The organism is Streptomyces durmitorensis (assembly GCF_023498005.1).
In the GTDB taxonomy this organism is placed as follows: domain Bacteria; phylum Actinomycetota; class Actinomycetes; order Streptomycetales; family Streptomycetaceae; genus Streptomyces; species Streptomyces durmitorensis.
On the sequence record NZ_CP097289.1, the window covers coordinates 5,316,827 to 5,329,477 of the forward strand.

The window sequence follows — 12,651 nt, forward strand, 5'->3', positions numbered from 1 at the left end:
CTTTCGTCGGTGTAAGCGTCTCCGTTGAGAGAAACGAAACCTCCCCTGCCGTCAGCCTGTGCGCGTCGACGTGACAACGCGACTACGCGACCAGTGAAGGGGACGTCATGAGGACTCGTACGCGTTCAACGGCCATCGCATCGGGGTTCGCCGCACTCGCCCTGTTCGCCGGAGCCTGCTCGTCCGGCGGCGGCGACAGCAGCCAGGACAAGGCCGACGGCGGCAAGGGCAAGCAGGCCGACGCCGCCTTCAAGGAGCGCGAGTGCCTGCGCAAGCACGGCCTCAAGGTGCCCGAGCCCAAGGCCGGCGGGGACACCAACGGGGTCACCATCGGCGGCGACATGAGCAAGGAGAAGATGCAGGCCGCCCTGAAGGCCTGCACCAAGGGCGGCGGCGCGGGCGGCGGCAAGGTCTCGCAGGCCGACAAGGACAAGATGCTCAAGTACGCCCGGTGCATGCGCGAGAACGGCTTCAACATGCCCGACCCGAAGTTCGACGGCGGCGCCATGGAAGCCCAGAAGATGCCCGAGGGCGCAGAGGCCAAGAAGATGGAGAAGGCCGCCAAGGCGTGCAAGGACATCGTCGCGTGAGGCGCCGCACCGCCGTCGTCGCCACCGTCGTGGCCCTGCTCGCCATCACCGGCGGAGGCGTCGCCGTCACCGCGCTCGCCGACAACGGCAAGAACACGTCCACCCAGCAGGACACCGGACTCCCGCCCGCCACCGCCGCCGTCGAGCGCGGCGACCTCAGCAGCGGCACCCAGAGCGACGGCACCCTCGGCTACGCCAAGGAACGCAAGGTCAACGCGGGCACCACCGGCACCCTCACCTGGTCCACGGGCAACGGCTCGACGATCGAGCGCGACGGGCGCCTGTACGAGGTCAACGGCGTCCCGGTGCGCCTCATGTACGGCACCGAACCCATGTACCGCACGCTGAAGACCGGCGACGAGGGCAACGACGTACGGCAGCTGGAGGAGAACCTCCAGGCGCTCGGGTACGGCGCCGGGCTCGCCGTCGACGACGCGTACACGGCGGGTACGGCCGCCGCGGTCAAGCAGTGGCAGAAGGCGCACGACCAGAAGCAGACCGGGCGCGTGGGCCCCGAGCAGATCGCCTTCTCGCCGGGCGGCGTCCGCGTGAAGTCCACCGAGTCGGCCGTCGGCGACCAGGTCGCCCCGGGCAAGCCGGTGCTCAGCACGACGGGCTCCGAGCGCGTCGTACGTTTCCAGCTCGACGTCGCCGAGGGGAAGCTCGCCAAGGTGGGCACCAAGGTCACCGTGGACCTGCCGGACGGCTCGACCGCCAAGGGCGAGGTCGCGTCCGTCGGCAAGACCGCCAAGCCGGGCGACGACCCGGCCGACAAGACCCCCAAGATCCCGGTGACGGTCTCCTTCGACGACCCCGGCAAGGTCGACGGCTTCGACCAGTCCCCGGTGACGGTCAACCTCACCGGAGAGACCCGCAAGGACGTCCTCTCCGTCCCCGTCAACGCCCTCCTCGCCCTGCCCGGCGGCGGCTACGGCGTCCAGGTCGTCGAGCACGGCCGCGCCCGCCAGGTGAAGGTCGAACTCGGCATGTTCGGACAGGGACGCGTCGAGGTGACGGGCGGCGGCCTGCGGGACGGAATGAAGGTCGGGGTGCCCAAGATATGAGCGCCGTCGTGGAGTTGGCCGGGGTCACCAAGGAGTACCCGGGCGGAGTCGCCGCCCTGCGCGGCGTGGACCTGAGGGTGGAGGAGGGCGAACTCCTCGCCATCGTCGGCCCCTCCGGGTCCGGCAAGTCGACGCTGCTGCACATCATCGGCACCCTGGACCGACCGTCGGAGGGCTCGGTGGCGATCGCCGGACACGACGTCGCGACGCTCGCCGACCGCAGCCTCTCCGCGCTGCGCGCACGGCACATCGGCTTCGTGTTCCAGGCGTTCCACCTGGTGCCGGGGATCAGCGCGCGCGACAACGTGGCGGAGGGGCTCCTGTACTCGGGCCTCTCGCGCGGGGAACGCCGGGCGCGGGCCGCCGACGCCCTCGACCGGGTCGGCCTCGCGGACCGCATGAGGCACCGCCCGCACGAACTCTCCGGTGGCCAGAAGCAGCGCGTCGCCATCGCGCGCGCCGTGGTCGGGGCGCCGGACCTGCTCCTGGCCGACGAGCCGACCGGGGCGCTGGACTCGGCGTCCGGCGAGGCGGTGATGGAGCTGCTTCACGATCTCAACGCGGAGGGCGCGACCATCGCCGTCATCACGCACGACGTGGAGATCGCGGAGAGACTTCCGCGGCAGGTGCGGATCCGGGACGGGCAGGTGGTGGCGGATACCCGCGCCACTGTTGGCCAGGGGGTGCTCGCCGGATGATCCGTACGAAGAAGGTCGGCAACCCGCGCCTGAAGGCGGCGCGGCTCGGGCCGCGGGACGTCCTGCACGTCGGCTCGGCGGGCCTGCGCAGCCGCCCCGTGCGGGTCGTGCTGTCGGCACTCGGGATCGCCATCGGGATCGCCACGATGATCGCGGTGGTGGGCATCTCGTCGTCGAGCAAGGCCCAACTGATGCGTGAGTTGGACGACTTGGGCACGAACATGCTGGTGGCCGCGCCGGGGGAGCCCCTGTTCTCCGGCGAGAAGGTGGTGCTCCCGCGTGACGCGGCAGGGCGGGTCTCCCGGGTGAAGGGCGTACGGGACGTCGGCGCGACCGGCGACCTCGAACGCACCGTGCGGCGCAGCGAGAAGATCCCCGAGGACGAGACCGGCGGCATCGCCGTCAAGGCGGCGACCGAGGGCCTGCTGAAGGTGCTGCGCGGCGAGATGGGGCACGGCACGTGGTTCAACGCGGCCAACAGCCGCTACCCCTCGATCGTCCTCGGCCATGTCGCGGCCGACCGCCTCGGCATCACGGAGCCGGGCCAGCAGGTGTGGGTGGACGACCGTTACTTCACGGTCGTCGGCATCCTCGACCCGCTGCCGCTCTCGCCCGACGTGGAGCGCTCGGCCCTCGTGGGCTGGGAGGCGGCCAAGAGCGAGCTCGGCTTCGACGGGCGTCCCACGTCGGTGTACGAACGCTCCACCGACGCCTCGGTGCACGAGGTCCGGAGCCTGCTCGCCGCCTCGATCGACCCGGAGAACCCGCGCAACGTCCAGGTGACGGACCCGTCGTCGGCGCTCAAGGCGAAGGCGGCGACGGAGGGAGCGTTCTCGACGCTGCTCCTTGGGCTGGGCGGAATCGCCCTGCTGGTGGGGGGCGTGGGGGTGGCCAACACCATGATCATCTCAGTCCTGGAGCGCCGGTACGAGATCGGCCTGCGCCGCTCGATGGGCGCGACGAAGGGGCAGATCCGGATCCAGTTCGTGACGGAGTCCCTGATGCTGTCCGGCCTCGGCGGCCTTGCGGGAATCGCCCTGGGCGCGGCGGCGACGGGCGCGTACGCGGTGTCGGGCGGGCTCCCCTGGGTGGTCCCCCTGTGGGCGGTGAGCGGGGGCTTCGGGGCGACGCTGGTGATCGGTACGGTGGCCGGCCTGTACCCGGCGGTCCGTGCGGCCCGCCTTTCGCCGACGCTGGCGTTGCACGCGGCCTAGCCGGCCGGGCGGGCGGGTCCTGGACCGCCGCTTCGCGGCGGATATCCCCCGCCCACCCACCCGAGCACCCGGCGGTGGACGGCCGGCCTTGAACACCCGCCCGCCCCCCCGGCAGGGGAACTCAGCCCGCGTCCAGCACCCCCGCCAGGTCAAGCGAGGCCGCAACCCTCGCCGAGACGCTCTCCGCGTACGTCGCGTCCGCCCGTTCGAACTGGGTGCGGCTCGCGCCCCGTAGGAACGTCACCACGCCCAGCGTCCGCCCCCGGCTGCGCAGCACCGTGCACAGGGCGTGGACGGAGTCCTCCGGCCACTGCCTGGCCGCCGCCCACTCCCGGGCCCGCTCGGGCGGCGCGGTGCCGGCGCTGGCCCGTACGGAACCCACCCGGTCCACGCACTGCGGGGCCGGGTGGCCCTCCAGATAGCGCACGGGAAGGCCCGCCTTGGCCACCGGCAGACACGGACCCGGAGCGCCCGCAGGCGTCGCGGCGACGCGCACGAGCCGCACCGGCTCCCCGTCACCCGCCACCAGGTCGATCAACGCGTGGTCGGCGAACCCGGCAAGCGCGAAGTCCAGCTGGACCGTCGCCGCCTCCGTAGGATCCTCGCACTCGCCCGCGGCCCGCGCGGCCCGGTGCAACTGCTGCGAGCGGAAGCGCAGTTGCGCCGCGTCCTGCTCGGTCTGCTTGGCCTCCGTCACGTCCGTGAAGAGCCAGCCGACGCCCAGCGGCACCGGCTCCTCCGCGAGCGGCGACGCGAGCCGCAAGAAGCCGCTGCGCCAGCACCGCCGCTCCGGCTCACCGCTCTCCGTGGCCCGCACGGACACCCACATCTCGGCAGGCGCGGGCGGCGCCCCTTCGGCGAGCACATGGCTCAGCGCGCTCTCCAGCTCCTCCACACCCTGCCCGAGCAACTCCCCAAGGGGGCGCCCCAGCAAGGCCGTACGCCCCATCCCCAGGGCACGCGCCGCGTGTTCGTTCGCCACGGCGGGACGCAGATCGGCGTCGACGAGCACCACACCCCACGACGCGTTCTCGAACAGCGCCTCGCTCAGCGCGATGGACCGCTCCAGGTCGATCTGCGCATGGACCTCGCTGAACGCGCAGTACACACCGGCCGGCTTCCCGTCCCCCCCTCGCACGGCGGCGGACTGGGTCCGCACGAGCACCCGCCCGCCGTCCTTCGTCAGGAGCGCGAACTCGTGCACCTGACGCCCGTGCGCCTCCATGGCCGACAGAAGCCGCGCCTCGACCTCCTCGGCGTCGGCGGTCCGCACCGCCCAGCCCGCGAACCCCTGCCGCCCGACGGCCTCGGCCGCCGACCACCCGAGAATCCGCTCGGCCTCACGATTCCAGTGCGTCACCACCCCGTCGGCGTCGAACGCGCACAGGGCGGCGTCCATCCCGTCCAGCAATGCCGCGAGCAATTCGGCGCCACCGGGCTCGGGTTCTTCAGGCCCCAGCTCGTCGGTGGTTCCGCTACGCCGGGAAGCACTCACCTGGCACCCCCTGCAGGCCGTGTCCTCATGAGCTGCATGTTCTGCGAGTTCCGCATGTACCGCACGTCAGATCATTCAACTCGAACGTGACGCAGCCCACAGGCACTTCCCAGAAGTTCGACGAAATCGTTGCCCCCAAAGCCCCGAGAAGCCCTCGGGCAAAGCCCTCAGAAAATCGCTTGTGCGACGGACAGGGCCGTTCCTAGGGTGGCACGTACACACGAAGGGAGGTGGTTCGGCAGATGTATGGAAACCGGACGCGTGAGGTGACTGCGGGCTAGTGGCCCGTCGTCGCAACTCGATTTCGGCGCCGGACCAGCACGTGTGATGTGCGTGCAACCGGCCCAATCCCAAGCAGTCACCCGACCCGCGAGCCGCCGGTGAGTCCGGCCGGCTTCCCGCCGTCTCGTACGGCGGGAACCACGGCTCGCGGGTCGTCTGCGTGCCAGGGGCGGCCCGCACGGTCAGTGGCTCTCAGCCCCTGCTGACCGCCGTCAGGATCTCCGGAAGCCGCCGCGCCACCCTCGGCGCCGCCAGCCGCAGACCGAAGTACGTGATCACCGCTCCGTAGGCACCGCCCAGCGGCAGCAGCACCCAGGACCAGTCGCTCGCGCCCGAGACGTGCAGCCAGATGGTGAAGGCGAGCACCGGGGCGCAGAGCAGGGCCGCCGCGACCATCCCGCCGAAGATCGAGATCCAGGCCAGGCCCGCCTGCCCGGGGGCCACGTTCTTGTAGCCCTCCTGCGGGATCGAGTAGGGGAAGCGGGCCGATGACCAGGCGCCCGTCGCCAGCATCGCGCCGAGCAGGGCGAAGGAGAGGCCGAGGCCCTCCGGCAGGCCCTTCCAGTCGCCGAGCACCGATGCCGTGATGACCGTCACCAGCGTCGCGTACGGGAGGGTGATGGCGAGGAGTGCCAGGGCGCGGGCGCGGAGTTCGATGTACGCGTCGTACGTCGACGAGATCGTCATCGCGACCATCCAGAACGCCGAGGTGTCCTGGCCGAACTGGTTGTACATCAGGACGCCGAGCATCCCGGCCGCGAAGCACGCGAAGTAGATCGAGCCCGTGCCCTGGAGGGCGTTGAAGAGCGGCACGATCAGGCCGATGGCCAGGGACGTCACCCAGGCCGCCTTCGTCTTCGGGTCACGCCACACATAGCGCAGGCTGCGTTCCATGACCGTGCCCGTGCGTCCGCCGGGAAGGAGTTTGCCCAGGCCGCGCGCCGAGCGGGCCTTGGTGGGCTCCGCCGCCGCGAGCGTCGAGCCGTCGGGGGTCGTCATCAGGTGGGTGAGGCTGCGCTGCCAGAGGGCCAGGAGCGCGGCGAGGGCGGCTGCGCTCAGGGCGAGTTGGGCGACCCCGGTGGCGTACGCGCCCTCGCTGACCGAGTCGACGGCGCCGATGGCCGACGCGGGCGGGATCCAGCGGACGACCTCCGCCGCCGGGTCGAGCTGCGAGAGCCCCGACGAACCGAGCCGCTGCGCCCCGAAGTTGACGACCTGCGCGCCGACCGCGATGACCAGGCCGCTCAGAACGGCCAGATCACGTCCCTTGCGGCTGGTCAGGAGGCGGATGTTGGCGGCGGCGACGGTCCGCGCGAGGGCCACGCAGACGAGCAGGGTCAGCGCGATGGCCAGGACCCCGGTGACGGCCGCCGCCGCACCGTGCGCGAGGGAGATCACGGCGCCGAGCGCGAGGCAGAGGGTGAAGAGCGGCCCGATGCCCACCAGGGACGCCACGAGGAGCGCGCGCACCAGTGGCCGGGGGCGCAGCGGCAGCATCACCAGGCGGGTGGGGTCGAGGGTCTCGTCGCCGCCGGCGAAGAACAGCGGCATCACTGCCCAGCCGAGCGCGAGCACGGCGGTGAGCAGGACGGAGACGGTGGCGGCGTGTTCGTTGCCGCGCAGGGCGATCAGGCCGAGGAGCTGGAGGGCGGCGACGAGGAGCGCGGCGGCGACGGAGGCGATGTAGGCGGCGCGGCGTCCGGTCGACTGGTGCAGGCCGTTGCGCAGGAGCGAGAGCTTCAGGCGTACGAAGACGGGGGTGATCGAGGGGGAAGGGGCCGGGGAAGGGGCCGTGGTCATCGGGTGCCGCCGCCCAGCCAGTCGAGGTGCGAGCCGGTGTCCCGGCCGCCCGCGCCGACCAGTTCGAGGAAGGCCTGCTGGAGGGACGGGGCCGCGCCGCGCACTTCCGCGAGGGTGCCTTGCGCGCGGATGCGTCCTGCCGCCATCACGGCGACCCAGTCGCAGAGCGATTCGACGAGTTCCATGACGTGCGACGAGAAGACGACCGTCGCCCCGGACGCGGTGTAGCGCTCAAGGACACCGCGGATGGTCTGGGCGGACACCGGGTCGACGCCCTCGAAGGGCTCGTCCAGGAAGAGGACTTCGGGGTTGTGGAGCAGGGCCGCGGCGAGCCCGATCTTCTTGCGCATGCCGGTCGAGTAGTCGACGACCAGTTTGTGCTGGGCGCCGGCGAGGTCGAGTACGTCCAGGAGCTGGGTCGCTCTCTTGTCGACCTCGTCGCCGGGCAGCCCGCGCAGACGTCCGGTGTACGCGAGGAGTTCGCGCCCCGAGAGGCGCTCGAAGAGGCGCAGGCCTTCGGGCAGGACACCGATGCGGGCCTTGACCTGGACGGGGTCGGTCCATACGTCGTGGCCGACGACCTCGACGGTGCCCTGGTCGGGCCGGAGGAGGCCGGTCACCATGGACAGGGTGGTGGTCTTGCCCGCGCCGTTCGGGCCGACGAGGCCGATGAACTTGCCCGCGGGGAGGGTGAGATCGATCCCGGCGACGGCGATCTGCTGGCCGAAGGCCTTCCACAGCCCCTGCACCCGTACTGCGGCGGGTGCTTCCGCCGGTGCTGCCTCGGTCACGGTGCCCGCCTCTCGTCGCCGTTTCCGCACGATACGTCGGCGAGGGTGACAAAAGCCGGACGGGCTGGATTTCCAGCCCGTCCGGCTTCTGCGCCCCCGTGATGGCTACCTGCGTGCCTCGCGCCCGCAGGCGTAGGCCAGCGGAGAGATGATCTCCTCGGCGTCGGGCAGCCAGCGGTTCGCAGCGGTGGGGCGGCACGCCCACTGCACGGCGCCCGACGCGCCGAAGCGGGTCGGGGGCGCGGCCACGTACGCCCCCTCGCCGAGCGCCACGAGGTCGATCGCGGCCGGCGGCCAGCCCAGCTTGCGTACCAGGTCGGGCACCTTCGCGGTGGCGCCGGGCAGGACGAAGAACTGCATCCGGCGGTCGGGCGTGCACGTCACGGGCCCGAGCGTCAGCTCCATCCGCTCCATGCGGGCAAGGGCGAGGAACCCGGCCGTCTCCGGCACGTCGATGGCGTCGAACGTACGGCCCGTCGGCAGCAGGATCGACGACTTCGGCTGCTTGGACCAGAGCCGCCTCGCGACGGTCGCGCTGCCCGTCGCCTGCGTGGCCCAGTCCTCGCGCGCCGGGTGCGAACCGGGTGTCGTGCACGCGGTGTCACCGCACGAGCAGATCTCGGCCCCCTCGACGGACTCGAGCCACGTCCCCGGGAACACGTCCCAGTGGCGCTCTTCCGCGTATCGCACGGCCGTGTCCAGCAAGGATTCTCCGCGCTGCTTCGGGATGTGCGCGGCTGACGTGACTCCCATGGTCTCTTCCACGGACTTCTCAACTCCGCCCGCCACCTACGGTTACGGCCCGCGCGTGCGCGGGGGCGGAGCATCGATCCTGCATGTGGGGCGCATGGGTGCACGGGCGGGGGCGCGCATGGGGAATGGGTTCCATGTGCGGGTAGCCAAGGCTGTGGCACTCCGAAGATGCCCAGTTGCCGACTTATCGTCCGTTTGTGGTGCATCTTCCGTTTGTTCCAAGGGCATTGATCATCTGGGGTGGCTGATTCCGGCCCCTCCGACCAGATGAACCACGGTGCACATCAGGGGGTACGCCATGGCCGCAAGGCCGCTCGTCGCGCGGCAGCCCAATGAAAGGCTGCAGGCACTCATTCAGGAAGCGGGCTGCTCGAACGCGGGCCTTGCCCGCCGGGTCAACATGTGCGGCGCGGAGCACGGTCTCGATCTGCGCTACGACAAGACGTCCGTCGCCCGGTGGCTGCGCGGTCAGCAGCCGCGCGGCAGGGCGCCCGGCATCATCGCGGAGGCACTCGGCCGCAAGCTGGGCCGGACGGTCACCATCGACGAGATCGGGATGGCGAACGGCAAGAACCTCGCCTCCGGCGTCGGTCTGCAGTTCTCGCCGACCGTGCTCGGCGCCATCGAGCAGGTCTGCGAGCTGTGGCGCAGCGACGTGGGGCGGCGGGACTTCCTGTCCGGTTCGTCCGTCGCCTCGTCCGCGCTCGTCGAGCCGAGCCGCGACTGGCTGATCTCGTCCCCGGACTCGCAGGTGGGCCGGATGGCCGGGCCGCGCGTCGGCCTCTGTGACGTGGCCGCGGTGCGGGCCATGACGGAGGCCCTTACGCAGCTGGACCACCAGTACGGCAGCGGGCATGTGCGGCCGGTGGTCGTGCACTACCTGAACAGCGTCGTCTCGGGGCTGCTCGCCGGTTCGTACCGCGAGGCGGTGGGGCGCGAACTGTTCGCCGCCGTCGCGCGGTTGACGGAGCTCGCCGGGTACATGGCGGTGGACACGGGCCAGCCGGGCCTTGCCCAGCGCTACTACATCCAGGCGCTGCGGCTCGCGCAGGCGGCCGGGGACCGTGGGTACGGCGGGTATGTGCTCGCCGCGTCCATGAGCCACCTCGCGGCCCAGCTCGGGAATCCGAGGGAGATCGCGCAGTTGGCGCGGGCGGCCCAGGAGGGGACGCGCGGGCGGGTCACCCCGCGCGCGGAGGCCATGTTCTACGCCGCCGAGGCCAGGGGGCACGCGCTGCTCGGGGACGGTCGCTCCACGCAGGTCGTGGCGGGCCGGGCGGTCGAGGCGATGGACCGTGCGGCCGGGGAGACGGATTCGGGCGACGACCCGGTGTGGATCCGGCACTTCGACCATGCGTATCTGGCCGATGAACTGGCGCATTGTCACCGTGACTTGGGGCAGGCGGACGCGGCGGCGCGCAGCGCGGAGGAGTCCCTCGCGGGGCACCCCCAGACGCGGGCGCGGCGGCGGGCGATCGGCCTCGTCCTGCTCGCCACGGCGCAGGTACAGAGCCGGGACGTCGAGCAGGCGTGCCACACGGGCATGAAGGCGGTCGAGCTCCTCGGCACGCTGCGGTCGAACCGCGGCGCCGAGTACCTGGAGGACTTCCAGCAGCGGCTCCAGCCGTACCGCGAGGAGCCGGTGGTAAGGGAGTTCGGGGCGCGGATGGACGTCCAGGCGGCGTGAAGGGGTGCGGGACCGGGTGCGGGTGCGTGAAGGGTTTGTGATGTGTGTCGCGCACCGGTGAACGTCGCCCGTCCCCGCCCTTTCCGTACCGTGAACAGCCAACTCCCGTACGCGATCGGTCCATGCCGGTGACGTAATCAGCGTTTCGCGGAGAGCTTTTGTTACTTCCGCGATTGAAGCGGCGACGGAGGTTTGAGCTGCGTGGCAGACGGCTGTGGCGACCCGGTAGCGTGAGCCGACGGTTCCGTAGGTCCCCCATTCGTAGGAGTCCCGGTGACGCAGCAGAGCGGGCAGGGCGCCGCTTCCTCCGATCCGCATCCCGCGGACCGGCACGCGCACGAAGGCATCGTGCTGCCTGCCGACGGAAGCGAGCCTTTGATGCCCGGCACCACCGGCGACCACGTGGCCCCCGCGGGCGGCAGCCCCTGGGGCCAGCCGTGGGGCCCGGCTCCCGCGGACCCGCCGCCCGGCTCAGGCCAGGCGTGGGACTCCGCAGGCGGCCAGCAGCAGTCGTACGGCGCGGGCACCCCGCTGCCCGCCGAGGGCACGCAGCAGCAGGGCTATGGCTATCCGCAGGACGCTTCTTACGGGGGTCAGCCTTCGGGCGCCTCGTACGGAGGGCAGGCGGAGGCGTACGGGGCCTCGTACGGGACGCAGCAGGGCGCGGGCGACCCGTACGCGCAGCAGCAGCCCCAGGGCGGGCCGTACGCGGGTCAGCCCCAGGGCCAGCCGCAGGGCGGGCCGTACGCGGGCGGTCAGCACGCGGGCCACGCTCAGGGCGGTCAGCACGCGGGGCAGCCCGCCGCCGACGGGCCCTACGCGGGACCGGGCGCGGGTGGGGCCCACGCGGGGCAGCCCGCGGGTGGAGCGCACGCGAGACAGCAGGCGGGCGGAGCCCACGCGGGGCAGCCCGCCGACGCCGCGTACCCCGGGCAGCAGGGGCAGCAGGGGCAGCAGGGGCAGCAGGTACAGCAGGGACACCCCGGACAGGCTGGGCAGCCGCTTCCGCAGGCCGGGCAGGCGGGGCAGGCGGGACAGCTTCCGCCCGCCGCGCAGGCAGGGCAGCTCCCTCCGGCCGCGCAGGCCGGTCAGCTTCCCCCCGGCGGCTCCGGCGGGGGCGCGCCGCTGCCGCCCGCCGCCCCGGGTGACGCGGACGCGACGCAGTACATACCCGCGATGCCCGGCGCAGGCGCGGGCGTCGACGAAGGCGCCACGCAGTACATACCTCCCGTGGCCCCCGGCGCCCTGCCGCCCGAGGCGCCCGCAGGGGATGCCACGCAGTTCCTGGGACGCTCGCCCATGCCGGGCGCGCCCATGCCCCCGGCGGCCGGTTCCGACAACGAGCCCACGCAGTTCATCGCCCCCGTGCCCGCCGAGCCCGGCAAGGCACCCTTCGGGATACGGCCCGGCGCCCCGGGGGACCGGCAGCCGCCCGCCGAGTTCGACAGTCTCTTCCGTACCGAGCAGCCGGAGCCCGAAGGCCCCGCCTCGACCCAGCAGATGCCCCGCTTCGAGCCGCCGCAGCCCGCCGCCCACGGCCACGGTGACGGTGACGGTGGGGGCAGGGCCGCGCGCCGTGCCGCTGCCGCCGCTCCCGCGCCGCGCGGCGGGGGACGCACCGGGTCGAAGGTGCCGATCTTCGTGGCGGCCGGTGTCGCCATCGCCGTGATCGGCGTCGGGGCCGGAGCCCTGCTCAGCGGCGGCGGCGGTGACGAGGACAAGGACAGTCCCCAGACCGTCTCCGAGTCGGCGCCCTCCGACGAGAAGCCCTCGCCCTCCGTCGACCCCGCCGAGGAGCAGGCCGTCGCCCTGGACAAGCTCCTCGCCGACAGCAACAACAGCCGTGACTCGGTGATCGGCGCCGTACGCAACGTCGGCAAGTGCGCCGACCTCAGCCAGTCGGCCACCGATCTGCGCAACGCGGCCAAGCAGCGCAACGGCCTGGTCACGCGCCTCTCGCAGCTCTCCGTGGACAAGCTGCCCGCCAACGCCCAGCTGACCGCTTCCCTCACCAAGGCCTGGAAGGCGTCCGCCGCGGCCGACAACCACTACGCCGCGTGGGCGGGGCAGGTCGCGGGAAAGAAGGGCTGCAAGAAGGGCCACGCCCGCACGACACCGCAGGCGGTCGCCGCGAACAAGTCGAGCGGCGAGGCGACCACGGCCAAGCAGGAAGCGGCCGGGCTGTGGAACGCCATCGCCAAGCAGTACGGCCTCACCACGCGCGACAAGTCGCAGCTGTAGGGCGGGCGCGGGGGCCGCGCTGGGTCCGGGTGCGGG

General features: G+C 72.4%; 10 protein-coding genes. 6 read left to right on the plus strand and 4 right to left on the minus strand.

The annotated features are described in order from the left end of the window. Positions 1-107: 107 nt before the first annotated feature. Genes M4V62_RS23965 through M4V62_RS23980 form a run of 4 tightly spaced genes read left to right on the plus strand, consistent with a single transcriptional unit; the run spans position 108 to position 3,566 of the window. Complete coding sequence (locus M4V62_RS23965) at positions 108-590, plus strand: hypothetical protein (protein ID WP_249589279.1); 483 nt, start codon at positions 108-110, stop codon at positions 588-590. Beyond that, positions 587-1,654 carry a peptidoglycan-binding protein gene (locus M4V62_RS23970; RefSeq protein ID WP_249589280.1) on the plus strand — a complete coding sequence of 356 codons (1,068 nt, stop codon included), beginning with the start codon at positions 587-589 and terminating at the stop codon, positions 1,652-1,654. Before M4V62_RS23965 ends, M4V62_RS23970 begins: the two co-directional genes overlap by 4 nt. Continuing rightward, entirely contained in the window at positions 1,651-2,352 is a 702-nt protein-coding gene (locus M4V62_RS23975) for an ABC transporter ATP-binding protein (RefSeq protein ID WP_249589281.1), read from the plus strand. Before M4V62_RS23970 ends, M4V62_RS23975 begins: the two co-directional genes overlap by 4 nt. Further along, positions 2,349-3,566, plus strand: a complete 1,218-nt coding sequence (locus tag M4V62_RS23980; RefSeq protein ID WP_249589282.1) for an ABC transporter permease — start codon at positions 2,349-2,351, stop codon at positions 3,564-3,566. Before M4V62_RS23975 ends, M4V62_RS23980 begins: the two co-directional genes overlap by 4 nt. A gap of 121 nt (positions 3,567-3,687) precedes the next feature. On the opposite strand, the gene M4V62_RS23985 is transcribed toward M4V62_RS23980, so the two are convergent. The 4 genes from M4V62_RS23985 to M4V62_RS24000 all read right to left on the minus strand — a co-directional run bounded on the left by M4V62_RS23985 (position 3,688) and on the right by M4V62_RS24000 (position 8,687). Then, the gene (locus M4V62_RS23985; protein WP_249589283.1) at positions 3,688-5,061 is read right to left on the minus strand and encodes a PAS domain-containing protein; all 1,374 of its coding nucleotides are present in this window, start codon (positions 5,059-5,061) and stop codon (positions 3,688-3,690) included. A 474-nt stretch (positions 5,062-5,535) separates the two neighbouring features. Continuing rightward, a complete protein-coding gene (locus M4V62_RS23990) occupies positions 5,536-7,143 on the minus strand; it encodes a transporter (protein ID WP_249589284.1) in 1,608 nt (535 codons plus the stop codon). Next, positions 7,140-7,934 carry an ABC transporter ATP-binding protein gene (locus M4V62_RS23995; RefSeq protein WP_249589285.1) on the minus strand — a complete coding sequence of 265 codons (795 nt, stop codon included), beginning with the start codon at positions 7,932-7,934 and terminating at the stop codon, positions 7,140-7,142. Before M4V62_RS23995 ends, M4V62_RS23990 begins: the two co-directional genes overlap by 4 nt. 105 nt (positions 7,935-8,039) lie before the next feature. Beyond that, entirely contained in the window at positions 8,040-8,687 is a 648-nt protein-coding gene (locus M4V62_RS24000) for a bifunctional DNA primase/polymerase (RefSeq protein WP_249589286.1), read from the minus strand. A gap of 298 nt (positions 8,688-8,985) precedes the next feature. Here M4V62_RS24000 and M4V62_RS24005 point away from each other — a divergent pair, with 298 nt between their 5' ends. Then, positions 8,986-10,374, plus strand: coding sequence for an NsdA family TPR-like regulatory protein (locus M4V62_RS24005; protein WP_249589287.1), 1,389 nt, complete (start codon positions 8,986-8,988; stop codon positions 10,372-10,374). A 273-nt stretch (positions 10,375-10,647) separates the two neighbouring features. Then, positions 10,648-12,615, plus strand: coding sequence for a hypothetical protein (locus tag M4V62_RS24010; RefSeq protein WP_344646341.1), 1,968 nt, complete (start codon positions 10,648-10,650; stop codon positions 12,613-12,615). Positions 12,616-12,651: the final 36 nt, after the last annotated feature.